This is a genomic window from Marinobacterium arenosum, assembly GCF_019795155.1.
GTDB lineage: Bacteria > Pseudomonadota > Gammaproteobacteria > Pseudomonadales > Balneatricaceae > Marinobacterium_C > Marinobacterium_C arenosum.
The window spans coordinates 1-24,271 of record NZ_JAILYN010000054.1 but is presented as its reverse complement, the minus strand read 5'-3'; the positions used below and the strand labels follow the sequence as shown (position 1 = coordinate 24,271).

The 24,271-nt window shown below is 58.9% G+C and carries 18 protein-coding genes and 1 riboswitch; of the genes, 3 read left to right on the top strand and 15 right to left on the bottom strand.

What is annotated here, in order from left to right; translation table 11 throughout:
* Positions 1-42: 42 nt before the first annotated feature.
* Both K6T12_RS18345 and K6T12_RS18340 read right to left on the bottom strand, forming a co-directional pair.
* Complete coding sequence (locus K6T12_RS18345; RefSeq protein ID WP_222224335.1) at positions 43-2,907, bottom strand: SpaA isopeptide-forming pilin-related protein; 2,865 nt, start codon at positions 2,905-2,907, stop codon at positions 43-45.
* Positions 2,908-2,984: 77 nt separating this feature from the next.
* Entirely contained in the window at positions 2,985-3,986 is a 1,002-nt protein-coding gene (locus K6T12_RS18340; RefSeq protein WP_222224334.1) for a hypothetical protein, read from the bottom strand.
* Between the two features lie 1,250 nt (positions 3,987-5,236).
* A riboswitch (cyclic di-GMP riboswitch) is annotated at positions 5,237-5,313 on the top strand.
* A 71-nt stretch (positions 5,314-5,384) separates the two neighbouring features.
* Between K6T12_RS18340 and K6T12_RS18335 the strand changes: the two genes are divergently transcribed.
* Positions 5,385-7,778 (top strand): Ig-like domain-containing protein, encoded by a 2,394-nt coding sequence (locus K6T12_RS18335; protein WP_222224333.1) that lies wholly within the window; start codon positions 5,385-5,387, stop codon positions 7,776-7,778.
* Between the two features lie 61 nt (positions 7,779-7,839).
* Here the strand turns inward: K6T12_RS18335 and K6T12_RS18330 are convergent, their stop codons facing one another.
* The 12 genes from K6T12_RS18330 to gspE all read right to left on the bottom strand — a co-directional run bounded on the left by K6T12_RS18330 (position 7,840) and on the right by gspE (position 20,879).
* Positions 7,840-9,504: a hypothetical protein gene (locus tag K6T12_RS18330; RefSeq protein ID WP_222224332.1), complete on the bottom strand. Its 1,665-nt coding sequence runs from the start codon at positions 9,502-9,504 to the stop codon at positions 7,840-7,842.
* A gap of 609 nt (positions 9,505-10,113) precedes the next feature.
* Entirely contained in the window at positions 10,114-12,330 is a 2,217-nt protein-coding gene (gspD, locus tag K6T12_RS18325) for a type II secretion system secretin GspD (RefSeq protein ID WP_255611888.1), read from the bottom strand.
* A 12-nt stretch (positions 12,331-12,342) separates the two neighbouring features.
* Positions 12,343-13,116 (bottom strand): hypothetical protein, encoded by a 774-nt coding sequence (locus K6T12_RS18320; RefSeq protein ID WP_222224331.1) that lies wholly within the window; start codon positions 13,114-13,116, stop codon positions 12,343-12,345.
* Positions 13,116-13,727 (bottom strand): type II secretion system protein GspM, encoded by a 612-nt coding sequence (gene gspM / locus K6T12_RS18315; RefSeq protein WP_222224330.1) that lies wholly within the window; start codon positions 13,725-13,727, stop codon positions 13,116-13,118. Before gspM ends, K6T12_RS18320 begins: the two co-directional genes overlap by 1 nt.
* The gene (locus K6T12_RS18310) at positions 13,724-14,860 is read right to left on the bottom strand and encodes a PilN domain-containing protein (protein WP_222224329.1); all 1,137 of its coding nucleotides are present in this window, start codon (positions 14,858-14,860) and stop codon (positions 13,724-13,726) included. The genes gspM and K6T12_RS18310 overlap by 4 nt, the downstream gene beginning before the upstream one ends.
* Before the next feature lie 168 nt (positions 14,861-15,028).
* Positions 15,029-15,910, bottom strand: a complete 882-nt coding sequence (locus K6T12_RS18305) for a type II secretion system minor pseudopilin (protein WP_222224328.1) — start codon at positions 15,908-15,910, stop codon at positions 15,029-15,031.
* A 40-nt stretch (positions 15,911-15,950) separates the two neighbouring features.
* Positions 15,951-16,619 (bottom strand): prepilin-type N-terminal cleavage/methylation domain-containing protein, encoded by a 669-nt coding sequence (locus K6T12_RS18300; protein WP_222224327.1) that lies wholly within the window; start codon positions 16,617-16,619, stop codon positions 15,951-15,953.
* A complete protein-coding gene (locus K6T12_RS18295; RefSeq protein WP_222224326.1) occupies positions 16,616-17,029 on the bottom strand; it encodes a type IV pilus modification PilV family protein in 414 nt (137 codons plus the stop codon). The genes K6T12_RS18300 and K6T12_RS18295 overlap by 4 nt, the downstream gene beginning before the upstream one ends.
* Complete coding sequence (locus K6T12_RS18290; RefSeq protein ID WP_222224325.1) at positions 17,019-17,486, bottom strand: GspH/FimT family pseudopilin; 468 nt, start codon at positions 17,484-17,486, stop codon at positions 17,019-17,021. Before K6T12_RS18290 ends, K6T12_RS18295 begins: the two co-directional genes overlap by 11 nt.
* Before the next feature lie 3 nt (positions 17,487-17,489).
* Complete coding sequence (gene gspG / locus K6T12_RS18285; RefSeq protein ID WP_222224324.1) at positions 17,490-17,918, bottom strand: type II secretion system major pseudopilin GspG; 429 nt, start codon at positions 17,916-17,918, stop codon at positions 17,490-17,492.
* Between the two features lie 18 nt (positions 17,919-17,936).
* Positions 17,937-19,157, bottom strand: a complete 1,221-nt coding sequence (locus tag K6T12_RS18280) for a type II secretion system F family protein (protein ID WP_222224323.1) — start codon at positions 19,155-19,157, stop codon at positions 17,937-17,939.
* Between the two features lie 3 nt (positions 19,158-19,160).
* A complete protein-coding gene (gspE, locus tag K6T12_RS18275) occupies positions 19,161-20,879 on the bottom strand; it encodes a type II secretion system ATPase GspE (protein WP_222224322.1) in 1,719 nt (572 codons plus the stop codon).
* Positions 20,880-21,310: 431 nt separating this feature from the next.
* Here gspE and K6T12_RS18270 point away from each other — a divergent pair, with 431 nt between their 5' ends.
* Complete coding sequence (locus K6T12_RS18270; protein ID WP_222224321.1) at positions 21,311-22,216, top strand: DMT family transporter; 906 nt, start codon at positions 21,311-21,313, stop codon at positions 22,214-22,216.
* Between the two features lie 415 nt (positions 22,217-22,631).
* Here K6T12_RS18270 and K6T12_RS18265 read toward each other — a convergent pair whose 3' ends face one another.
* On the bottom strand, positions 22,632-22,964 hold the full coding sequence (locus tag K6T12_RS18265) for a DUF2956 domain-containing protein (protein ID WP_222224320.1): 333 nt from the start codon (positions 22,962-22,964) through the stop codon (positions 22,632-22,634).
* A gap of 204 nt (positions 22,965-23,168) precedes the next feature.
* Here K6T12_RS18265 and K6T12_RS18260 point away from each other — a divergent pair, with 204 nt between their 5' ends.
* Positions 23,169-24,014 carry an SDR family oxidoreductase gene (locus tag K6T12_RS18260; RefSeq protein WP_222224319.1) on the top strand — a complete coding sequence of 282 codons (846 nt, stop codon included), beginning with the start codon at positions 23,169-23,171 and terminating at the stop codon, positions 24,012-24,014.
* Positions 24,015-24,271 lie beyond the last annotated feature (257 nt).

Here is a 24,271-nt window from a genome sequence, read left to right as displayed (position 1 = left end):
GAACCAGCCCACCCTCTCGCCTAAAAATCCTGAAATATCACGCTATGGCGCGATCTCAATCGTACAGTTGTATGTGCCCGGGCCCAGGTTTACAGAGGTTTCAGCCGTATCGTCGAAATCTGCCGGCGTATTGTCGACCGGGTTGTTCGGCAGACCACAGCTGATGCGCGCCACCGTGCCGCCCGGCACCTGGGAGACGAAGGCCACGGTGATATTGGACAGCGGCGTATTGGCGAAACTGACGCGGGCCTCGTTACCGCTGCCACAACTGGCGGCACTGTCGACCGATACCGGTTTGCTGAGCGGGCCATCGGCTTGATAACCGGCCGGCAGGGTTTCGGTCACGCTGTAATTGCCGCCAAACTGGCTTAGCAGCAGGTTATCGACGCAGGCTTGGCCGTTGTCATCGGTGGTCAGGGTGATATTGCTCGCCAGACCGCCGCCACTGATGGTGAAGATCACGCCGGCATGGGGGTGATCCCCCGGCCCGTCGGCGGCGTGTTTACGGGTCTTGGTGATCAGAATCGCGCCGCGCAAGCGCGGGTTGGTGAACTCAAGATTGACCGTCTGGTTCAGGCTCAGGTTGACGCACTGCGGCGGTGCCGAAGCATAGCCGGCCGGCGTCAGTGTTTCGACCAGGCAGTAAGCGCCGGCCGGCAGGATTCCATCGATGGTGCAGACGCCGTTGCCATCGGTGGTGCAGACTTTGCCGTCGACCGCCGTATCGGTGCCGCTGTTATAGCTGTTGAGCGGCGGGTTATCGACGTACAGGCTGAACTGCACACCGCTCATCAGGTTGCCGCCATCGTCCTTTTTGAGGATGGTGACGGTGGCCGGTTGCCGATCGTTAACAATGGTCAGCTCCAGCGTCTCGTTCAGGCTTAGCTCCTCGCAATGCGGCTCGGCGGCAACGTAGCCGTCCGGGGTGACCGTTTCGACAATGCAGTAGTTGCCGGCCGGCAGAATCCCGTCGATGGTGCAGATACCGCTGGCATCGCTGGTGCAGCTCTTGCCCGCCACCGCGGTATCCGGCGTCGCGCCGTCGCTGTTGTACTGGCCCACCGGCTGGTTATCGACGTACAGGCTGAATTGCGCCCCGGGCAGCAGATTGCCGGCTTCATCTTCCTTACGAATGACAACGCTGGCCGGCTGACGATCGTTCACGAAGGTCAGGGTGACGGTATCGTTCAGCGCCAGCGTTGTGCACTGAGGCGGAGCGGTGTCATAGCCGTCCGGCGTGACGGTTTCCACCACGCAGTAGCTACCGGCCGGCAGGATATCGGTAAACGCACAAAGCCCCTCGGCATCGGTGGTACAGCTGCGGCCGGTACCGCTGTCCTGGCTGTCATAGACACCGGCAGCAGTGCCGTCATCGTGGTAGAGCGTGAACTGTGCGCCGGCCAAAGCCGCGCCTGCATCGTCTACCTTCACAATATTTAGCGTTGCCGGCTGGCGGTTGTTGGTAAAAGTGACCGACTTGGTCTGGTTCAATGCCAGCGGGAAACACTGGGCCGGGGCGGAGTCGTAACCCTCGGGCGTGCCGGTTTCGACCAGGCAGTAATCGCCTGGGGGCAGGATATCGGTGATCGAACAGCGCCCGTCCGCCTCGGTGGTGCAGCTGCGGCCCGTGTTGCTGTCCTGCGCGTCGTAGACACCAACGGTGGTGCCGTCATCGTCGTAGAGGGTGAACTCGGCACCAGCCAGTACCGCGCCGGTATCGTCCTCTTTCAGGATATTCAGCGTCGCCGGTTGACGGTCGTTGATGAACATCAGGTTGGTCTGGGCTTCGGCGCTGATGATCAGGTTCTGGTCGTCGGCCGGGTCGTGCCCCTCGGGCACCCCGGTCTCGACCATCCAGTAACGCCCCTGCAGAACATTCTGGATATAGCAGATACCGTCATCACCGGTCTCACAGCTCATACCGGTGGCGACATCTTCGGCGCCGTGGCTGGTTTGGCCGCCACCACCGGGATTGGCCGGCCCGTAGGGGCTGTTATCCGCATAGAGTTCAAAGACTGCCCCCGCCAGGCTCTGGTTGGCGTCATCCGCCTTGGTGATCTTAATCGAGCCGCAGTTACTGATATCCACCGCCAACGGCGCGATAAAGTCCTTCATCGCGGAGGTAAATGAATCGGACGAACGGCTTTTCAGGTGTGCGGAACCGAAGGATTCGCATTGGCTGGAGTCAAAGATGACCGACAGGTCGAGCGACGCCTCGCCGAAGGTGCGCGGGTCAAGCGATCCCAGGCCGTCGCTCTCGCTGGCCGGGATAAAAGAGACGTTGATCGAACCAGTAGCCGCACCGGTACCACTCAGGTCTACCGCCGCCCCCCACTGGTTGCCGTCCCACTCGCGCAACGACAGCACCGGCTCGGTGCCGCCTTTACTGAGGTCGTAGGTGATCAGCAGGTCACCCGCCGTACGCAATGGGGTGATGCCGTTATTCGACATCTCGGTACTCTGGTTGAACTCGAAATCCATATTGGTGGTGCCGCTCGGGTCTTGTACCCGGGTCCAGAACAGGTGCAGGAAACCGTCCGAGGTGCGCCCCTCCTGGTAAATACCGAACTCCTTCAGGTCGCTCTTGTTCGGCGGAATCGAGCCGCTGACTACGGCGATGTCGGTGTCATCCTCTTTGGCGCCCTTGCCGAAGGAGTCGTCGCCGCTCCCGCTGGCGGTGTCGGGCTGGCGCAGCTCGTTAACGGTGGACCAGTCGAGGCTGGGCTGCAGCAACGCCGGGATGGAATCCGCGTCGGGCTTCAGGTTGGCGTCCATATCGATCTCGAAACTGCTGCCGGGCAGGCTGACCACCAGGTTTGCCGCCAGCGACGGCGTCGGTAGCGCGGCCAGGGTGAAACCGGCTATCAAAGCCGTTAGCTGACTGCACCTTTTGAATCTTCTGTTCATCGTACGCCCTCCTTTGCCAGGGCATCGTTAGGTGAATCTGTAATGGGTACTCATCGTCGGAAGCTCCCTGCTCATCGCTACTCCTCGGCTAGATACAGCGACCAAACCCTGTCGTACGCGTGCTCCAGGGCCTGGATAGCAATCGGGTTGGCAGCCTCCAGCAACATCGCATCCAGCAGTTCCAGCCGCTGGACCAGTTGTTCAGAGGTCAGGTAAGAGGTCGAATAACGCACGCCGTAGAGGCGCTGGCCGCCACCGGGCGTGTAGGCGATCAGTTCATTGACTGCGCTGATCGGGGCGGTCTCTTGCGGCTGCCGGGCCGGCGCCTCCAGCTGGATCCGGTAGCCGCCGGCGATCAGTTCGGCCAGCTCCGGCCACAGCGCATCACTCACCCGCTGGCCGCGCACGCTCTCCAGCAGCGCCGCGCGCGCCTCCGGGTGGTCCGCTGCCTGCGCCAGCAATTTCAGCGCAAACCGCCCCGCCAGGTCGTTCTCGGTGGCCTGGCGTACGGTGCGGGCCAGTGACGGCACCCCGACACCATCCGGCAGGTTGGCCAGTGCGACGGCGGCATAGCGGCCCCACTGCAGTGGGGCCACCTGCTCCAACTCGGTCACCAGCGATGCGTCGCCATACTGCTGAAATACCCGAAACAGCGGGCCTATATCCGCCGGTTCCTGTTGGCCTTCGCTGGCCGTCAGCAATACGCTGCGCGCGGACTCAAGGATCAACCGCCGATAACGACCGGGCGTCCGCGCCTCCAGATAGCCGGCCAGGGCCGCGATCTCCAGCGGGTTGCGGTTGCCCTGCAGGGTCTCTTGTAAAACCGCCTCGGCTTCACCGCCACCAATCCGATCCAGCAGGTCAAACAGCGCCAGCCGCAGGGTGCGGAACCCCAACCGTTCACCGCCGTGGAAGGCTAAAAGATCGGCATCTGCCGCCGTCTGCAGGAATCGACGGATCGCCGGAATCACGGGCGTGCCCTGTCGGCTGAGCCTCGCCAGCTGGTGATGGAATTGATTGATCTCGCGGGTGGAGAGATAGGGATCGCGGCGTTGGCTCAGCGCTGCCAGCCTGGCCATCGCCTGGTCGATCGTTCGTATGGCAGTTTCCCTGTCAGCCGGAGCGCTATCAGTCTGGGCTGTCGCCCTCTGCGTAGCTGAGGATAGGGCCGCCTGCCCGCCCCGGCGCTGTTGCGAACCATCCGGAGCCGGCCCGTTTGGTGCGATTGCCGGCGCCACCTCGCCCCGTTCGATGAGCTGCGGCCCAGCGAGAAGCTCGACCGGCCAGTCGCGGTAGATCCATAAAACCTCGGCCAGTAACAGCAGCGGGAAGAGGAGCCAGGGAGTCAGCCGACGCAGTCGGTGCCACCGAAACCGCCCGGAGTGATCATGACGACTCGCTCTGACGAACATAGCCTCTCCTCATCTCTGCACCGTGGCGGCGCCAGTCCGCAAACAGCACCGGGCTGTTACCCAGTGGACCGTCGGCTATACAGCCGCGGGAACAGCTGTAAGCCGTGCCAACGTTGTTGTTCACAGTTCAGCAACAGGCGTACCAATGAGGCTATGCCATTGATAGTTCTGTATTTAGTCAGCCGAACGGATGATCAGACGTAACGAGAATGAAGCATTTGTAAGCAACGGCTTACAACATAGCGGTGGATGTAAAGGCTGCACTACGTAAAAGCAACACAAAGATACCGAATCTCAAGGTAGGCGATCTGCTGCGCAGCCTGCTAGAAACGGCAGAAACCCAACAGTGACAGTCAAACGACAATCTTCGAATGAAAATCAGATTATCACGCTAACTATTTGATATATAAATTATTTATCAGAAGAGGTTTGGGTTGTTATCAGTTGCAAAATAAACGCAGCAGTTTGCCTCGGATACTTTTCAGGTTTGCTGTTTCACATTCTTAACAATACCGCCCTATTGCTGTAAATATTCTGAGAAAACCCACCCCGCCCCGTAGGATGCACGACCGATGCCTACCAACGGTGCGCATCTCGGGCGACTGTCGCCAAATCGCAACAGGATTCAAACGCCCGTTTATTCCATATCTGTATAAATGTTGTACAGCTGGCGTGGTATAGTTGCGCCAGCTTTACAACCGTAAGGCGTTCTTTACCCGGTGTTCAGTACTGATTGCACCGGGTGATGCCGGCATGACTGTCGCGCTTAAGCGCACAGGGAGTGTGGCCGGTAACAGTGACGTTGGTGGAGGTATCCCCTCCAGAGCAAGCAGGTAGGCAGGCATACAGTCATGACGGATCGGAACGCACGGCGGGAAAACAGTACCGCCACATATACAGATCGCTGAAAGATCCTCTCCCGACAAAGGCAAAACCTGAGTAATCAGGTGACGCAAAGCCACGGGCCCGCCCAGCGGGTGGCCGGACTACCGAAAGAGAGTGATTACCCTACGGACAGTTTTGTCTTGAGGATCTTTCGCTGGTTAACGACAAGCGGAGATTTTCATGGCTCTACAGCGGACCAAATTCGCCCAGCTAATGGGTACGCTCGGTTTCACAGCTTCCCTCACCTTGCTGGCCTCCTCCCAGGTGCTGGCAAACAACACAGCCCATCAGGGCCATCAGCACACGGAACACGGCCAGACTCAAACCCTGCCGGAAGCGGCCAAGGCCGCCCAGCGCGCCGAAGCGGCCGGCCACACCCAGGCGCTGATGGCGTTGCAGAAGCAGTGGGCCAACGCCAAGGGTGCCGAAAAATCCCGCGCGCTTGAAAAGCTGCTTGCCAAGGCGGAACAACGCCAGCAGTTCCTGGCCGAACTGATCAAAACCAACCCGGCCGAAGTGCTGCGGGTCGCCATCCCCGATGAGAAGCAGAACGGAATGCCGGCCGAAGTGCTGGATTTTCTGGAACAGAAACTGGAGCTGGAAGGTGAAATCGAAGCGGTCTACGAAGATTACCAAGACGGCAGCCACCGCTTGCGCCAGTACCTGAAGACACCGTTTGGCGAGCGTTTCGAGCTGAAAGTGGCCGGTAAACAGCCGCAGCACCAGAGCGGCACCGACGTACGCGTCGATGGTGTGCTGCTGGAAAGCGCAATTGATGAGCAAACTGCCGACGGATTCATCGCATTGGATGGCGACAATAATGGAATACTGACTCTGGACTTGGATGGAGCCAATGCCAGCTCCGGGGCCGCAGCGTTAACCGGCACATTTGGAGAACAACGCACACTGGTGTTACTAGTCAATTTTCAGGATGCGCCCTCAGATAAGCCATATACTGTACAGCAGGCAAACGAATTAGTATTTGGCGCCGTAAACAGCTTCATACAGGAAAACTCCTTTGGCCAAACTTGGCTGACTGGTGAAGCACATGGCTGGTATACCCTTCCGTTTAATAAACCCACCGATAGTTCAACATGCAAATCTTCCGATGTCGCTCTGGCTGCTAAGGAAGCAGCTACCAGTGCGGGGGTGAATGTTGAATCTTATAGTCGATTCATCTATGTGTTCCCACAGACCTCCTGTTTTCCATCAGGTTCAGGCACTGTTGGTGGCACTCCTTCAGAGGCCTGGATTAATGGTAACTACTTCACTCTTAAAACTGTTGGACACGAATTGGGCCATAACTTAGGTTTATACCATTCAGGGGCGCGTGAATGCGGTAGTTCAACCCTCGGAACTTCCTGCCAGACCTACCCCTATGGCGACTCTATGGACATCATGGGAAACCAGTCAGTTGGCCACTATAACGCTCGCCATAAAGAGCGCCTTGGCTGGTTAACTGAAAATCAAGGTGATATTACAACTGCCACTATGAGTGGTTCTTATACACTAGAGCCGTATGAGTCCGCACCTGGCTCAACTGCGAAGGCCCTCAAAGTGCTAAAAGACGTAGATGTAGAATCAGGTGAGAAGACCTGGTACTACATTGAACACCGTCAGGCAATAGGTTTCGACAGCTTTCTTGCCGGCAATGATAATGTACTAAATGGCATTTTGGTGCGGATGGTCAAAGACTCTGCAAGCCCCAGTTCAACAGCCAGTGAGTTGTTGGATATGACACCTACTGATGCTAGCTATGCGGATTGGCAGGCACCCGCGCTGGAAATTGGGCAGCAATTTGCTGACCCGGCTAGCGGGCTGCTTATTAGTACACAGTGGGTCGATGGAAGCGGTGCGACAGTTGATATCAGCTTCGATGCCAGTAGTTGTGTTGAGACCAGCCCGACAATAGCGTCCCCCGATGGTGAGGGGCCTTGGGTCAATGCAGGAACCGCTGTGGAGTACAGTATCACCGTCACGAACGGTGATAACGCTGACTGCACACATAGTACTTTCGATTTGCAGGCCAACGTTCCAACCGGCTGGTCGGCGACCTTTATCGAGCCCGCCATGACCCTTCAGCCAGGTGAAAGTCGTACAACTACTCTCACGGTGATATCTGCCTCTGATTCGCCCGATGGGTTTTACGACGTTGCAATCTCTGCAACAAAGAGCTCTGATGCAAGTCATATGGCCACAACATCGGCAACTTATGTTGTCAGCCAGTCAACAGGCGTCAATAACCAAGCTCCGACACCCTCTGATGATAGTGCGGTGACAACTCAGGATACTCCAATTACCGTTGATGTGTTGGCTAATGACTCGGACCCTGATGGCGATCTTCTTACCATTACCTCTGTATCCTCAAGCTCTACCGGCACTGCCGTTATAAATTCAGACGGTACGCTGACATATAAACCCAAGCGTAAGTTCAAGGGCGTTGATAGTTTTACCTATACTGTTAGCGATGGATCTGATACCGGAGTAGCAACTGTTACTATTCAGGTGAATCAAGCATCCGGTGGTAATGGAGGGAGTACAGGCGGAGGGAACGGCAAAGGAAAAAACAAGTAATTTTTAGAGTTTAAAGGGCGATGGAGTAATCCATCGCCCTTTTCTAATACTACCTCTTATTTTATGGACATAACGGGCATTCAGCATCTGCGGTGGCATTCTGGACCGGAGCGCCAAAAACGTCATTCCCGCTCGCAGTGACCGTATCCTTAAAGACCACTGCACTTGGATCAGTAGTCGCTTGATCATTTACGTCATTGGCAACCGATGGTGTATAAGCGCCGCTATAGTTCTGACATGCTCCTGATGCCAACGTGGCGCCGCTCAACAACGTGCCGGCTTTATTGTCAACAACGCTGATATTGCTCACTGTAGAGTCCCCGTCATTACATACCTCGCCACTGACGCTGACCTGAGCCACTACCTTAGCGTCCATGACCATAACAGACGATACACACGCCTTAGAAACATTGATTGACGGGTTAATCTGCAGTGGCGGACAATTTGCAGAGGCCATCGCCGTTACATCGGTACCGGTACCGTCTGCCTTAGTATTTGCAACTGCGGTAACGGTATCGGAAGGTCCATTATTGGCCAATGTGACCTCAATAGTACCAGAATAATCGACCGTGGCGCCGCCCAACAGGGCCACAGCATTACCATTACTGAAAACAGGGCCTGTCGCGAATGCAGGGTTATCAGTCACCATAACGTTGTGTACAGTACCACTGCCGGTATTGGTGACGGTACCAGTGATATCGTAAATAATCATATCCTCAGCGTTATTGAGCCGTGGGTTCGAGCAATCCTTTGATACTTCAATAGAGCATAGCGGGAATGCGTCTAGAACAAAGTCTTTCAGTGATGCAGTAAAAGAGCTGGAAGAACGAGTTTCAGCCATGAAGCTTGCGAAACAGCCGTCACCGCCAATCAACTGAGTTAAGTTGATACCACCTTCAAAGAAGGTTTCAAATGGGAACTGATTAATAAAACCGTCTTTTGAAGTATACGACCACGGCGAAGGTGTAGGATCATTCGCTCCCCCTTCATCGTTGGTTATAGCGCAGACAAGATCACTTGCCATCGAGCCGCATATCGCACCTGCGCCGGACTGGCCAGCCCGCAGGATAAGGTTTTGTGCAACACAGTCACCCGGTGCCGGATTATTGTTGTCAGCCTTGGTGCAGCTTGAGTCCCACTCAACCACCTGGACCAAAGGTTGTGCATTGGTGGCCTGCGGGAAGTTTACCAGCACCAACACATCGCCATTCGTGTGGTTACCACTAAAAGATCCATCATTGTTCATCGTAACTTCTGATTTGAAGAACCAAAAGCCCATGAAAGTATCACCTGCATTGGCAATACGGTCTGCACCGAAATAGACGATGAGGTCACCGTTATCGTCATAGGAAGCCGCATAGGCATGGGTCAGGTCGCTTTTGTCCGGTACAGCGCCGTTTTTCCATCCCCATTGTGGAATGTCTTGAATATCCTTACGTCCACCAGTGAAGATACTTGCATTATCCGGATCTGTGACAATACCGGTAAATACATTGGCACTAGCATCCGGCCCCGGTCCAGGCCCCGGATTCTGACAGTTTCCCGCCCCGTCCGGGTCACATAGGGTTTCCCAGTCATCTGGCGGAAAAGCATTGCCATCAACAGCGTTGCCTTCCAACTGAAACAGGCCAAGATCATGAGTGGCAAACGCTCCCGTAGAACCCAAACACAAAAAGATCCCCAGTATCCATGCTTGGAAGAGGGAAGATAATTTTAGATTACGCATTTCCAACCTCCGCGATTTCTTCTCACAACTGATGAAGAAAGCCGATTAGGTCTTGGCAAGTATTATGGAGTTTCTGTTCTCGCTCTTTGCCAAGGCGGTTATGCTATCGCAGTCGGTAAACCCGGCTGCCCCTCCCCTAACCTGCAATGCAATTGGACGATGCCGATAGCAGCTAAGGGGCCAGTTAATACACTTTGTACGGGCAGTAGGAATGCAAAGCTTATGCCTACGGCATAACCAGCTGATATAGTTGTATTTTTTTAGACACTTGAAAATAGAAGGGAATATTATGTTACAAAAAATGAACAGTTTTGGCCAAATAGCCCGTTGCTGAATTTACATTGCTATGCGGTTCGGCCGGCAAGCGACCTAGAGACCTAGCGACCTAGCGACCTAGCGACCTAGCGAAAAATAAAGTGTTCCAGCGGTACTCGCCGTGAAGGGGATTCTCCAGAATGGGTATTGAAGCGCCGTAGTGTCCGTTACCGGCGCGTTGACAGAGTGTCGGCGATTAACCGGCTATGAGGCGGCCTGCTGTTGGTTGAGCTGTACGTGGTTGGCGAGTTTGTTGCTTCCGCCGAAGCCGAAACCGATATCGAAACCTACTCACTATGAGCCGGATGTTTTACTTGCCGGCCCCACCGGGAACTGTACCCCTTCCAGCTTATTGCGGTATTCGCGGGTCACGTCGCGGGCCTCTTCCCGGTCAGTTACTGCCGTCGGGGTGATCAGCACCACCAGTTCGGTCCGCTTGACGCTCTTGCCTTCGCTGCCGAACAGCCAGCCGACCACCGGCACATGTCTCAATCCCGGTACACCTTCGCTGTCACGGGTCTTGTTCTCGCGGATCAGCCCGCCGAGCACCAGGGTTTCGCCGCTCTGCACCGCCACGCTGGTGTCGATCAGCCGCTGGGTGATGGTCGGCGAGTCGATGCCGGACGTGGTGGTTTCGGCCACGTCGTTGACCTCCTGCTTGATATCCAATACCACCATGCCACCGGAGTTCACTCGCGGAGTCACCTCCAGCAGCACACCGGTATCCTTGAACTGGATGGTGCTGGTCTGGTTCAGGGCGTCGCTGCCGGTATTGACGGTTTCCGAGGTGCGCACCGGCACCTGGTCGCCCACCCGGATGGTGGCAGTATGGTTATCCAATACCATCAACGACGGCGAGGAGACCACATTGAGGCGGGAATCGGCCGCCAGGGCACTGAGCAGCAGGCGGGTGCCGGCGGAGTTGAACAGTTCGAACGACGCCGAGCTGCCGAAATCGCCGGGTGGCACAATCGGAAACGAGCCAACGGTACCCCGGCCGGTCTTGTTATCCAGATGGGTCTTGAAGAACCACTGCAGACCGTATTGCAGTTCATCTTCCAGGGTGACCTCTACGATGGTGGCTTCCACCAGCACCTGCAGCGGCAGCACGTCCAGTTTGAGGATCGCGCTATGCACCTTCCTGTAGTCACCCGGCGAGGCCAGGATCAGCAGCGCGTTGTTCTCTTCGTCGGCAATGATACTGACTTCACCGACATCCAGGCTGGCGCCATCCAGGGCCGCCCCACCGACGGTCACTTTGGTGGTCGTTGGAGATTCCCGCTGCTGCTCGCCGTCGTCCGGCTGTTCTTCCGGCGCGGAGCTGTCATCACGGTTTGCCTGCCGAGTTGAACCACTCTCGTTGCTGCGTTCCTCACGCCGACGGCTGCGTTCCTGAACATCGAACAGCTCGGCCAGCATCTCGGCCAGGTTTTCCGCCTTTCCGTTCTGCACGTAGTAGACGAACATATTGAGGCCGTGGGCATCCTCGGTACGGTCGAGCCGCTCGATCCATATGCGGGCGTCGCTCAGGTATTTGGCTTGCGGGGTCAACACCAGCAACGCATTCAGCCGCTCGATCGGAATGAAGCGTACCAGACCGGCCAGCGGCCCCTCCGACGTATCACCGAAGATCGCTTCCAGTTCTTCCATGATCACCGCTGCTTCGACCGATTGCAGCCGGAACAAGCCAACCGACATGCCGCGCAGCTGGTCAATATCGAACATCCGCACCGTCTCCCGGATATTGTTCAGCTCCTCCTGGGTGCCGGCGACCGACAGCAGGTTACGGCGCGAATCCGCTTCCATGATCCCTTTCTGCGGCTTCAGCGGCTCCAGGATCTTCAGCATCTCCTGGGCGGCGATGTAGCGCAGCGGCATGATCAGCAACTGGTACCCCTTGCCGGCCAACAGAGTACTGTTCGGCGCCAGGGCGGCAGCGGCGGGCGAGTCGGCCGGCACCACCTCGTACAGGCTGTCGGACTTGATCATCACCGCGCCATTGATCTGCAGCAGTTTCTCCAGCGTCGGTATCAGCGCATCCCGGCTCAGCGGACTGCTGGTCTGCAGATAAGCCGTCCCCCGCACCCCCTCATCCAGTACGTAGTTGACCCGCAAGATGTCGCCTAGGATGGTCTTCACCACTTCGCTGATCTCGGTATCCTGAAAATTCAGGGTGATATCCCCGGCGGTGTAGTCGGGCTCTGCCGCTACCCGGCCAAGGTCGACCATACCGCCGGTACCCTGATAGATCTCCGCCGCCTTTTTGGCGTCCGTGGGCAGCTCGTCCCCCTGATTTTCCAGCCTTAGCTGCGCCGTTGACGGCTGGCGGGCCCGTTCTTCGACGATGCTCTCATCGCTGTCCATCATGATGTTGCTGCGCGCACCCGGCTTTGCCGTATGCCAGGGATTGTCCATGGCCGCACGGTCTCCTCCCGGCACCAGGGTACAGGCGGCCAGCACTGAACAGGCGGTCCAGATTACAAGGTTCTGCAACAGGAATTTGCTCTTCATGCCGACACTCCACTAGTTGTTGTCTTTGGGCGCTTGCTGTGCAGAGGCTCGTTCCGCCCTGGTCGCCGCCTGATTGGTTCTGGCCGCCCTGTTTGGCGCCTCATTTTCATCCTTCGCCCGCTGCCGCTGCTTCCGCTCGGCTTCTTTAGGCGGCTGGCGCGGCTCGCGCAAGTCAAGCCGGGCTTCCTCCTCATCCCGATTGAGCATCAACACATGGTGCGGCTTGATCTCGCTGAGGTGCCAATGGTCGTCCAGTGGCATACCGATTTTCAGCACCAACCGCTTTTCGCCGGAACGTTCGGCAAACAGCGCCATCTGGTTGTCACCGACCAACACCACCCCGGTGAGTTGCCACTGCTCCTTAAGTTCCTGGGCGCTGGTACTTGCCGTGGTGTCCGTCGTCTCAGCCGGCGCCGGCCGACGGTTGGATGAAAACAGCGGCCGCTCCATCATCTCGTTGAAATCGGACAGCGGTGGATAGCCCTCGCTCTCGTCGGTGAGTGACTCGAGCGGCGACTCGTCCATTGGCTCCAGCTCCTCCGTGGTCTCTTCCGCTATCTCTTCCGCCTCAGAGTTCGGCTCGAGTTCATCGGCCATTACGCCCTCGTCCTCCTCCGGCATTTCGTCGACCGGCTGGTCGTCTTCTGCCGACAGCACCGGCTCGGGCAGCGGTTCCGGTGCCGGGGTCGACTGGTCAGCGCCCTGGGCCGGCTGCCCCAGAAGTAACAGCATCGACAGCAGGGGCAGGCTGCAGAACGATCTCGATAGGCGATTCGGTCGGTGCATCAGATCTCCCTGGCGGTGTAGCCGATCAGATCGAAACGGATATCCAAAATACCGCTTTGCGGTGCCGCGGTAGGCCGGTTTCCTCGGCGTGCCCTTGAGCGGCTGCGAGCTCGACTTATACGTTGATTTGCCACCACAACAAGGTTTTCGACTGTAAGTGTTGGGGTGTCGTATGCGAGCTTATGTAGTAGCTGTACCAAATGGTGAGTATTTCCCCGCATGTGTGCCTTAATCGCAATTTCTTGTAATTCACTGGGGTCTCGATTCTTGATGATCTGGGTACTGATCATCTGCCCGCCGATCCTTTCCACCACCTGGTTGAGCCGCTGTTGCAGCTGTGCGCCGGCCAACGCCGGCCGGCTTTCCGCCATCAGTAACGGCTGGATCGGGTTGTCCCTGTTCAGTTCATCCAGCCGGGCCTGGTGGCTGGGCAGCTGGGCCGCCACCCGCTGGTAAACGCTGAGCTGGTGCTGCAGGGATTCCACCCGGTCCGCCGCCTCCTGGTAACGCGCCCAGAACGGGCTTATCAGCAGGCTGAACAGCAGCCAGAGCGCCACTGCCAGCAGTAGCAACGCCGCGGCCTTGCGCTGGCCGGGAGAGAGACTGGTCATGAGTCATCCTCCGACACCGGGTTATTCGGTGGCTCGCGCAGTTGCGCGGAAATACTGAAACGATCTTTGCCGGTGCGCGGGTTGGCGGTGACCGGCGAGGCGAAACTGACGTTGTCGAGAAAGCCGGATTGTTCCAGCAGGCCGATCAGCGAGGAGGCATCGCCGGATTCACCGTCCAGCCGCAGCTTGTCTTTTTGCAGATCGAAGCGGCTGATCCAGGTATTGTCGGGCAGCAGCCGGGTGAGCTCCTGCAACAGCAACAGCAACAGCGGCGCCTCCGCCTGGCGCAGCAGCATCTGTTGGCGCATCTGTTCCAGCTGGCTGACCTGCTCCGCCAGCGCTTTTGCCTCAGCCGCCAGCGCCTTGGGTTCCTCGATCCGTTGCGTCAGATCGGCTGCCTGCTGCTCTTTCAGGTGGAGCGGGAACCAGCCGAGCAGCGCCACGGCGATCAGCAGTGTCAACGCTTTCAGCCGTCGCCCCAGCCACTGTCGGCCCGATTCGCTCGGCCGGGCATGTTCGGGCAGCAGGTTGAGCTCATCGGCGTCTTCGCTTACAGAGGGACGCAACACACTCGGCTGCAGGCCCAGCGCGTTGAGCCTGCTGAGCAGCGGGTCGACCGCCTCTCGCGTCACCAGGAACAGTCGAACGAGGATCTTCTGATTGGCCGGGTCACGCTTCTCCAACTGACTGGCGAAGTAGACCTGGTCGGCTGTGAACGGTGTGTGGCGATCCATCTCGAAACGCAGCACACCGGCAAGATTCTTCTCCGTGGCAAGCGGCAGCGAAATGGTCCGGCTGAGTACCTGTTCCATCGGGATCTGCAGGATTATCTCTTTCGCTTCGCCCTTCAGCCGGCGCAGCTTCTCGACAATGACACCCGGCGGCAGGCTGTCGGGGGTAAATTGGAAGGAAAGACTATCGCTTGCCTGTCGCTCGGTGCCGAAGCGGATGTTGCACTGCTGGTCAGCGATATCGATCAGCAACCGGGTGCCATGGTCCGAAAACCGGTAGCGCCAGCGTTCCGGCAGCATCCCGGTCAGCTCCTGCCACCACCATTGCCAGAAGCTGCGAGTCAGGCCGGCAAACCGCTGCCAGCTTCCTTTGAGTTCAGTCCATATGCTTGCTGTTGCCATGGAAAGCTTCCCGTTGCTCGTTTGGCAGCCCGAATAACCTACTGCGCGGCTTGCCGGCTTCGTTGCGCGGTGCTCGGAATCCTCATGTATGCCTATACACTCCGGTTCCTGTGCGCCGGGCGCCTTGCCAGCAAGCCGCTCGTAACGGTTTTTCGAGGCCCCCGATGGTCACAGGTTCTCTCCCTGGAATAACGGCTCCGTATCCCTTGTCTGCTCCAGCACCTCAAAACCACCGCTCTGTACACTGCCGCGACGGCGTATGATCAACGCCTGCCGTATGCTGGTGGTGGCCGAGGCCTGGGCTTCTGTAACCACAGTGTAGTTGAGGCCCCGGGTCGTCGGAGCCAAAAAGCCAGTATCCGGTAGCGGCGGCGGCGGGGACGGCAGTCCGTCCTCGTGGCTGCGCCGCCGATCCTCGATATACTGATCAATCTGTTCCTCACTGACCTCCGACAGAGCCAACAGCGCCCTGCGAGGAGCCACCAGCGGATTGATCAGACGCTGATTGCTGTAAATGGTCAGTGCCGGCCGTATCGACTGGTAGATCTCTTCCGTCATGCCCAGCACCTGCCTCAATTCGGCCAGACTTTCAAAGGGTGCGTCCTTGGCGCCACCCTCCCGCCCGGCCGCCAGGTAATCGTCATCTTCCGCGCCGTTCAGGCGGCGCAGATCGTCCTTGTCACGCCAATCGAGAATCGCATCGGTCAGTTCCTGTCCTTTCTGGTCGTCCAGGCCGATGGAATCGAACAGCCCGACCAGCTGCTCAGGCCCCGTCAGGTTGATGTTGAACTTGCCCAGCTCGTCGTACAGCGCCACCCGGACCTGGATGCCGTCCAGTTCCATCTCATGTATCTGACCGTCCGCCAGCCAGCCCTCCTCCGGCGGCAGCAGCAGGCTCCATAGCGCCCACTCGATACCCGCATCCGCCGCGTGCGCCGCCCTGGCGGCATCGACCAGGTTGCCGGCCAGACGCACCTCACTGCGGCTGGTGATCGACAGCGTGGTGGCGATCAGGCTAAGCAGGATCACCAGCCAGAGCACGCCAACCAATGCGATTCCGGATTGGCCGGGGCGCAACAGCCTGTATCGATCAACTCGCCTGCTTGATGCCATAAATCAGTACCTTGGGGGTGGCCAGCATCTCATGCCAGAAACCCGGCGGTTCCCCTTCCAGGTCGATGCGGATCAGGCGGGGCAGACGCGGCTGCTCCAACCATTCGTCGGTCCAATCCGGCAGCTTGTCCGGCTCCACATTGAGGTATTCCAGGCTGAGCCCTTCGAAGTCGCCTTCGAGCAGGGTCAGCGGAACCTCCTCGAATACCAGCTCCTCGGCAAAATCATCCAGGTTAAGTTGCTCGAACTGCTCAAACGGGCGCATGTAAAGCAGCAGGCGGGTGGTCCCTTGCTCGGTCTGGTCTGTCATCAGCAGCAACCAGCGTTTGCCGGGCGCTCCATACACCGGGTTGGATGCCAGGAACAGCAACTGGCTGCGATCGCCCCGCATGGCGACCTGGTAAACCCCGTCGTCGTCGTAGATCCGCTCTTCCAGCGCGTTTTCCAGCAACCGGCGCAGTACGTTCTGCACCAGATAGATATCGCGGTAATCATCCTGAAAGCTCTGGATACGCTGCCAGCTGTTGATGCCCAGGTTCAAGCCGCTGAAGGCGGTGGTCGCCAGCAGGCCCGCCAACAGTAGCGCAACCAGCAGCTCCAGCAGGGTAAACCCGCTCTCGGATCGAGCCCCCCGACAGCGACTCATAGGGATTCCTCGTTAATGAGCCGAAGGGTGGTCAACGACAACTGTTCGGCGCCGCTATCCCCCCACTCCACCGTGATCCGCACCAGATAAGGCACCACCGGATAATCGATGCCGACCTCCTCGTCGGGAAACTCCCAGCTTTTGACCTCCACCAACCAATCAAACACCTGTGCGCGTCCTTCAATTTCGAACTGCCCGCTGTCCCTTTGCGGGCTGAGTTCAGGCAATGACACCAGCTCGGCCATCTTGGACTGGGCCAGCTGCAGCGCCTGCTGATGGTTCTGACTGGCCCGGCTGAGATCCGATGACTGGGAGAACAGCCGCATCAGCACGCCGAGCGAGACCGCCAACACCAGAAAGGCGACCAGCACCTCCAGCAACGTAAACCCCCGGCTGCGCTCAGTCCTCATCAATAACCACCTTGCCGGTCAGCCATTCGACGTTGATCCGGTAGCGCTGGCCTGCCGAGCCCAGCGTTATCTCGCCACCGCTGGCGCTGCCATCGGGATAGAAACGAAACGCCGGCAGCTCTTCGCTGATCACCGGATCGTCTTCGCTGATCGGCTCCATATGCAGCTGATAACTGGCCGGCCAGCGATACAGTTGCTCGCGCCCGGTGATCTGCAACCCCAATGGCTCATCGACCAGTTGCAGCCGGATCTCCCGCCCTTCCGCCAACGCCCGGCTGCGGCTATAACGCAACAGCGCCGCCAGTTTCTGGGTCTCCCCCTTCAGTTCGACGCCCGGCACCAGGGCGGCAAAACGCGGTGCCACCAGGCCGATCACCATCACCCCGATCACCAGTACGATCAGCAGTTCCAAAAGCGTGAAGCCGGCGCTGCTGCGAGGAAGACAGCACCGGCTCATCGCCTACTCCCAACTGACCACATCCTGAGCCTCACCGTCGCCGCCCTCCTGGTTGTCGGACCCCAGCGAGTAGAGATCGAACTCGCCGTGCTCGCCGGGAAAGCGGTACTGGTAGTCGTTACCCCAGGGATCTTTGCGTACCACGCTCTTCTTCAAGTAGGGGCCGTTCCAGCTGTTGACCCCGCTCGGCTTCTCGATCAGCGCCTCCAACCCCTGCGAGCTGGTGGGATAACTGCCCACCTCCAGCCGATACAGGTCCAGCGCGGCACTGAGCTCCTGAATCTGCAGCGCGGCGGTCTTGGTCTTCGAACTGCCCAGCTGCTTGAACACCTGCGGCCCGACGAGGCTGGCCAGCAGGCCGAGGATCACCAGTACCACCAGAATTTCCAGCAGCGTGAAGCCGCGGCTACGTTTTGCTTTCGGTCGTACCATCGTCGCTTCTCCAGTTGGTTACAGCGGTATCTCGTTAATGCTCATGATCGCCACCAGAATCGACATGATGATGCCGGCGATAAACACCCCCAGGCCGACGATCAGCGCCGGCTCCAGGATCGTCAGTAGGCGCTGGATCGCGGTGGCGACCTCGCGGTCATACACTTCGCTGACCTTCAGCAGCATCTCGTCCAGCCGGCCGGTCTCCTCGCCCACCTGGATCATCTGCATCGCCAGCGACGGAAACAGTCCGGTGGCCAACAGCGGCTCGGCCAGGTGACGCCCCTCCTTCAGGCTCAATGCCGCCTCATCGACCGCTTCGGCCATGACGCTGTTGGTCAGGGTCTCGCGGGCGATCCGCAGCGCCCCCAGCATCGGTACCCCGCCACGCAGCAGGGTGCCCAGGCTGCGGCTGAGTCGGGCGGTCTCGACCCGCTGACGGAGGGTGCCGAACAGCGGCATTCGCAACTGCAGGCCGTGCCAACGGTAGCGGAACTGGGCGTCGCGCAGCAGGTATTTGAAGTAGAACAGCAGCAACAGCAGCGCGATCAGCGCATAGGGGCCGTAGTTCTTGACCCCCTCGGCCATCCCCAGCACGATCTGGGTCGGTAGCGGCAATGCCTTGCCCATGTCGGCGAACAGGGTTTCGAACTGGGGTACCACGTAGGTCAGGATAATCAGCAGCGAGAATGCCGACACCAGCAGCAGAATGATCGGGTAGATCAATGCCGATACCAGCTTGTCACGCAGTGCCCGGCTGCTTTCGAGGTAGGCGACCAGGTCGTTGAGGCCCGCGCCCATGCTGCCGGAGGCCTCCGCCGCCTGCACCATGCTGATATAGAACTGGCTGAACACCCCGGGCTGCTCGGCCAGCACACCGGACAGCGCCTGGCCGCGCTGGACCCCGTCACGAATCGGCTGCACCAGCGTGCGGATCGCCGGGTCGTCGGTGACCTGCAGCATGATCTCCAGCGCCCGGTCCAACGGAATGCCGGCCTCCAGCAGGTAGGCCAGCTGCTGCGAGAAGGTGATCACCTGTTTGTCGCCAATCCGCTTGCGCCCCAGCTGGGCGCCGATATCTGTATTCAGCCAGGAGCGCTCCGGTTCGGTATCGATCGACAGCGGGATCATGCCGCGGTCGTGCAAAGTGGCAACCACCGCGTTTTGGTCCGCCGCCTCCAGCTGACCGGATTTCTCTTCACCGTCGGCGGTCACTGCGCGGTAATAGAATTGCGCCATCCGCTAGGCCTCCTGGGTCACGCGAATCACTTCTTCGACATTGGTAATGCCGGCCAGTGATTTGACGCAGCCATCGTCGTACATGGTGTGCATCCCCTCCGCCTTGGCGACCTCCAGCAACTGGCCGGCATCGGCGTGGCGCAGTACCAGCCGACGCAGCTCGTCACTGATGATCAGCAGTTCCTGGATCGCCACCCGGCCGTGGTAGCCGGTGCCGTTGCACTGCTTGCAGCCGACGGGTCGATGGAGGGTGATCTCGCCCTGGCTGAAGCGGTTCAGACCCAGCTCCTGCACCATTTCAGGCAATGGCGTGTAGGCTTCACGACAGTGCGGGCAGAGTTTGCGTACCAGCCGCTGGCCGATCACCGCGTTCAGCGTGGAGGTCAGCAGGTAATCCTCCACCCCCATCTCCAGTAACCGGGTGACGCTGCTGGCGGCGTCGTTGGTGTGCAGGGTCGACAATACCAGGTGGCCGGTCAGCGCCGACTGCACGCAGATACGGGCGGTTTCCAGGTCGCGCATCTCACCGACCATGATCACGTCCGGGTCCTGCCGGACGATGGAGCGCAACGCACCGGCGAAGGTCAGCCCGATCGCCGGTTTGACCTGGATCTGGTTGATCCCTTCCAGCTGATATTCGACCGGGTCTTCCACGGTGATCAGCTTGCGGCTTTCGGTATTCAGCTTGTTCAGCGCGGTATAAAGGGTGGTGGTCTTACCGCTGCCGGTCGGTCCGGTGACCATGATCATGCCGTGGGCGATATTGAGCACCGACTCCAGCTTGGCCCGGGTCCGCTCGGTGAAGCCCAGGGCTTCGAAATCCAGCACCACGCTCTCGCGGTTCAGCAAGCGCAGCACCACGCTTTCGCCATGCATGGTCGGGATGGTGGAGACACGGATATCCAGGTCGTTGCCCTGCACCCGCATCTCGATCCGGCCATCCTGCGGCAGCCGCCGCTCGGCGATATTCAGCTTGGCCATGATCTTGACGCGGGAGATTACCGCCGGCGACATGGTGACCGGGGGCGACTCGCCCTCCTGCAATACGCCGTCAATGCGGTAACGCACCTTCAGGCGCAGGTCGAATGGCTCGATATGGATATCGGAGGCGCGGGCCTCCACCGCCCGCTGGATGATCAGGTTGACCAGCCGGATCACCGGCGCCTCGCTGGCCATGTCCTTGAGCTGCTCGACATCCAGGTCGTTGATCTCATCGCCCAGCCCCGCCGGTGCTTCGCCACCACCCGGCCCCTGGCCCTCGCCATAGAGCCGCTCGACCGCCGAGTCCAATTCCGACTCGACGCCGACGCAGGGTTCGATCTCGCAGCCGGTGGCCATCTGCAGTGCCGACAAGGTAAAACCGTCCTGCGGGTCGGCCATCGCCACCCGCAGCAGACCATCATCATGCAGCAGCGGCAGCAGATGGCTCTCTTTCAGGAAGCGGTAACTAAGTTTGTCATGGAACAGCGGCTGTTCGGGGAAATCGTCGCGGTCGATCAGCGGCAGCTGCAGCAGCTCGGCCAGGTGGCGGGCGATATCCTGCTCGGAGACCAGGCCAAGCCGTATCAGCATCGCCGACAGGCTGGCGCTGCCGCCCTGGGACTCGCGCATGCGCCTTACGCGGGCAAAATCGTTTTCGCTGAGCCGGCCCGCCTCGATAAGGGCGCGGCCGATCTGCAGCTCATCTACAGCATTTTCGGACTGGGCCAAGGGTGCCGCCATCGCTGGATCTCCCGGTGACCCGCCGGGTCACCTGCCATTGTGCAGATCCCTGATGCAACGTCCTGTAAACCCTCCTTTACAAAAACGGCAGGAACGTAAAGCAGCATCACAGAAACTATAGCCGCTTTTCACATTCCGGTACGCCTCTGCAACTGCGGATCTGCCAGCGTTCTGGCAGATTTGACAACAAACCGGCAGCAACGTTGTCTGCGTTATGTAACATCTTGATATATGGATGAAACAGCTACAGAGAATCGGTAATTACTTTATCTGATCGGCTATCAATTTGTTTATCTTTACCTGTCGAGAGCGGCACAGTAGTGTTGCCCCCTCTGTTAATTTTTGCAGTCTGTCGGGCTTGGCTGATCTCCTCTATTTCGCAGCAGATCCGTACTAAGTCCGGCAGGCTGCCCTGTACGGATCAAGCTGTTATGCAGACAAGGAACCTTCGCGCCGACGCCATCTTGCTACTGGTCGCGGCAATCTGGGGATTCGGTTTCGTCGCCCAGCGGGTGGGCATGGATCAACTCGGGCCGTTCGGCTTCAACGGCAGCCGCTTCCTGCTCGGTGCGCTGTCACTGCTGCCGCTGCTGCTGTTCTTCAAGGCCAAGCCGGGCCAGGCGGAGCTCGGACCGTTGCTGAAAGGGGGTCTGCTGGCCGGGCTGTTCCTGTTCATGGGGGCGTCGCTGCAGCAGGTCGGGCTGCTTTACACCACCGCCGGCAATGCCGGTTTTATCACCGGGCTCTATATCATTCTGGTACCGATGATTGCGCTGATCTGGGGCCAGCGTACCGGCCTGAACACCTGGGCCGGCTCGCTGCTGGCGGTCTGCGGTCTCTACCTGCTCAGTGTCGACGAGAATTTCGGCATTAACAAAGGCGATATGCTGGAGCTGATTGGCGCGCTGTTCTGGGCCGGTCACGTACTGCTGATCGGCAAGATCTCGCCGCAGCTGGACAGCCTGCGACTGTCGATCGTCCAGTTCCTGGTCTGCGCCCTGCTCTGCCTGGGCGTGGCGCTGGTCTGGGAGCCGGGCACCCTGACCGTCGCCAACCTGGGCGCCGAGTGGCTGCCGATCGCCTACGCCGGCCTGTTCTCAGTCGGTATCGCCTACACCCTACAGGTGGTGGCGCAGAAGGATGCACCGGCCTCCCACGCCGCGATCATCCTGAGCCTGGAAGCGGCCTTCGCGGCACTGGGTGGCTGGTGGCTGCTGGATGAATACCTGGATAGCCGCGCGTTGATGGGCTGCGGTCTGATGCTGGCGGGCATGCTACTGTCGCAGCTGCCGGTATTCGGCCGTCGCAGCGAAAAGGCTTCGCTGGCGGCCAGCTGAGACCAGTGATTCTGGACAGTGAAAAAAGGGGATCTTCGGATCCCCTTTTTTGTTTGATAAAAATTGAAACTTGGAGGAGCGGATCCGGCCGGACAGGTTCAGCCGCGACCCACGGCGGTTATTCCGAAGACCGCGGATTGTCGCCCTCGGAGCGGGCTGCTACGAAGTACTGTAGCAGCGGGCTCCGACCGCGACCCTCGGCGGTTCTTTCGAAATCCGCGGCATGTCGCCCACAGAGTGGGCTGCTACGAAGTACTGTAGCAGCGGGCTCCGACCGCGACACTCGGTAGTTCTTTCGAAATCCGCAGCCTGTCGCCCTCGGAGCGGGCTGCTACAAAAGCGCCGCTTATACCCGCAAATCGAAACCAAATGAAAAATACGGTATACGTATTTTGTATTTATTAACAATAACAGCTCAGACCTGCCAGAACAGGTAAGCCACGAAGAACAGCCAGGACAGCACCAGCAGCAACCAGGGCAGCCACTGTCCGCGCGGTTGGGCATTCAACGTTTCCTCGACAGCCTGTGACGGGGTCGTCTCCGCCCTGACTTTCCTACGCTGTTTATCCGCCTCGCGCGCCCTGGCCTTTTGTTGCTTCTTATATTGCTCGATCCCCTTCTGAATCCCCTGGGCGATCAGCTTGGTCTGCTCCTTGCTCTGCCCGGGTCGCTGGTTGGCCCGGGCGATCTGCAGCGCCTCCGCTTTGGTTTCTTCGGAGACTGGAGCTTTTTTCGAATACTTGGCCATGGGGTTCCTTATTATCGGCGAATTGTCGTTTACCGCTTACCGCTTACCGCTTACCGCTTACCGCTTACCGCTTACCGCTTACCCAGTAATGGTAACGGGCTTGTACCGGTCAGCAAAGAACGGTCGCTATTGCCGTTACAGTTGTCGCTGCGTAGCATCGTCGGCTTCAGGAATTATCAGCGCATTATAAGGAACCCGATCCCGATGAAATCGATCCTGATCACCGGCTGCTCCAGCGGCATCGGCTACCACGCCGCCCTCGACCTGCAACAGCGCGGTTACCGGGTGTTCGCCACCGCCCGCCAGGCCGAGGATGTTGAGCGTCTGCGAGCACTGGGGCTGAGCAGCTGCCAGCTGGATCTGGACAGCAGCGATTCCATCCGCCAAGCGCTGGCCTGGGTGCTGGAACGGACTGGCGGCGAGCTATACGCGCTGTTCAATAACGGCGCCTTCGGCCAACCCGGTGCGGTGGAGGACTTGAGCCGCGAGGTGCTGCGCGCCCAGTTCGAGACCAACCTGTTCGGCTGGCATGAGCTGACCTGCCAGGTATTGCCGGTGATGCGCCGCCAGGGCTATGGCCGCATTATCCATAACAGCTCGGTACTGGGGCTGATCGCGATGAAATACCGCGGTGCCTACAACGCCTCCAAATTCGCGCTGGAGGGGCTGACCGACACCCTGCGCCAGGAGCTGGCCGATACCGATATCCACGTATCGCTGATCGAGCCGGGGCCGATCGAAAGCGACTTCCGCAAGAATGCCTACGCCAAGTTCAAGCAGAATATTGATGTAGCCGGCAGTGCCCACCGGGAGGTCTACGAAGCGGTCGAGCGGCGACTGGCAAACCAGAGTCCGAATGTCCGTGATCCATTCACCCTTGGCCCGGAAGCGGTGCAGAAGCGACTGTTGCACGCACTGGAAGCCAAGCGCCCCAAACCGCGCTACTACGTCACCACCCCGACCTACCTGTTGGGCACCCTGCGTCGGTTGCTATCCAGCCGGATGCTTGATCGGTTGCTGCTGAAAGCTTCCAGCGATGAAAATAAATAACCTTATCTGTTTACTGTAATATCCTGATAATAAAGGAATATATGCTAAGAATGCTGGAAAGAGTAGAACGAATCCCAACCTACAGAGCGCGCACTCACTGCCAACTCAAAACTGTCAACTCATAACTAAAAAAAAAATCGAGTAGGAGGAGGCCTCACGGCCTCCGTCCTCTCACACCACCGTACGTACGGTTCCGTATACGGCGGTTCACGTCATACATTTGAGCCGATGGTATTGTCCCATCAGCGATACCAGTC

Excerpts from the sequence above, each read along its gene's own strand:
- K6T12_RS18345 (WP_222224335.1), bottom strand. The coding sequence starts at position 2,907 with ATGAACAGAAGATTCAAAAGGTGCAGTCAGCTAACGGCTTTGATAGCC.
- K6T12_RS18340 (WP_222224334.1), bottom strand. The coding sequence starts at position 3,986 with ATGGCCAGGCTGGCAGCGCTGAGCCAACGCCGCGATCCCTATCTCTCC.
- K6T12_RS18335 (WP_222224333.1), top strand. The coding sequence starts at position 5,385 with ATGGCTCTACAGCGGACCAAATTCGCCCAGCTAATGGGTACGCTCGGT.
- K6T12_RS18330 (WP_222224332.1), bottom strand. The coding sequence starts at position 9,504 with ATGCGTAATCTAAAATTATCTTCCCTCTTCCAAGCATGGATACTGGGG.
- gspD (WP_255611888.1), bottom strand. The coding sequence starts at position 12,330 with ATGAAGAGCAAATTCCTGTTGCAGAACCTTGTAATCTGGACCGCCTGT.
- K6T12_RS18320 (WP_222224331.1), bottom strand. The coding sequence starts at position 13,116 with ATGCACCGACCGAATCGCCTATCGAGATCGTTCTGCAGCCTGCCCCTG.
- gspM (WP_222224330.1), bottom strand. The coding sequence starts at position 13,727 with ATGACCAGTCTCTCTCCCGGCCAGCGCAAGGCCGCGGCGTTGCTACTG.
- K6T12_RS18310 (WP_222224329.1), bottom strand. The coding sequence starts at position 14,860 with ATGGCAACAGCAAGCATATGGACTGAACTCAAAGGAAGCTGGCAGCGG.
- K6T12_RS18300 (WP_222224327.1), bottom strand. The coding sequence starts at position 16,619 with ATGAGTCGCTGTCGGGGGGCTCGATCCGAGAGCGGGTTTACCCTGCTG.
- K6T12_RS18295 (WP_222224326.1), bottom strand. The coding sequence starts at position 17,029 with ATGAGGACTGAGCGCAGCCGGGGGTTTACGTTGCTGGAGGTGCTGGTC.
- K6T12_RS18290 (WP_222224325.1), bottom strand. The coding sequence starts at position 17,486 with ATGAGCCGGTGCTGTCTTCCTCGCAGCAGCGCCGGCTTCACGCTTTTG.
- gspG (WP_222224324.1), bottom strand. The coding sequence starts at position 17,918 with ATGGTACGACCGAAAGCAAAACGTAGCCGCGGCTTCACGCTGCTGGAA.
- K6T12_RS18280 (WP_222224323.1), bottom strand. The coding sequence starts at position 19,157 with ATGGCGCAATTCTATTACCGCGCAGTGACCGCCGACGGTGAAGAGAAA.
- gspE (WP_222224322.1), bottom strand. The coding sequence starts at position 20,879 with ATGGCGGCACCCTTGGCCCAGTCCGAAAATGCTGTAGATGAGCTGCAG.
- K6T12_RS18270 (WP_222224321.1), top strand. The coding sequence starts at position 21,311 with ATGCAGACAAGGAACCTTCGCGCCGACGCCATCTTGCTACTGGTCGCG.
- K6T12_RS18265 (WP_222224320.1), bottom strand. The coding sequence starts at position 22,964 with ATGGCCAAGTATTCGAAAAAAGCTCCAGTCTCCGAAGAAACCAAAGCG.
- K6T12_RS18260 (WP_222224319.1), top strand. The coding sequence starts at position 23,169 with ATGAAATCGATCCTGATCACCGGCTGCTCCAGCGGCATCGGCTACCAC.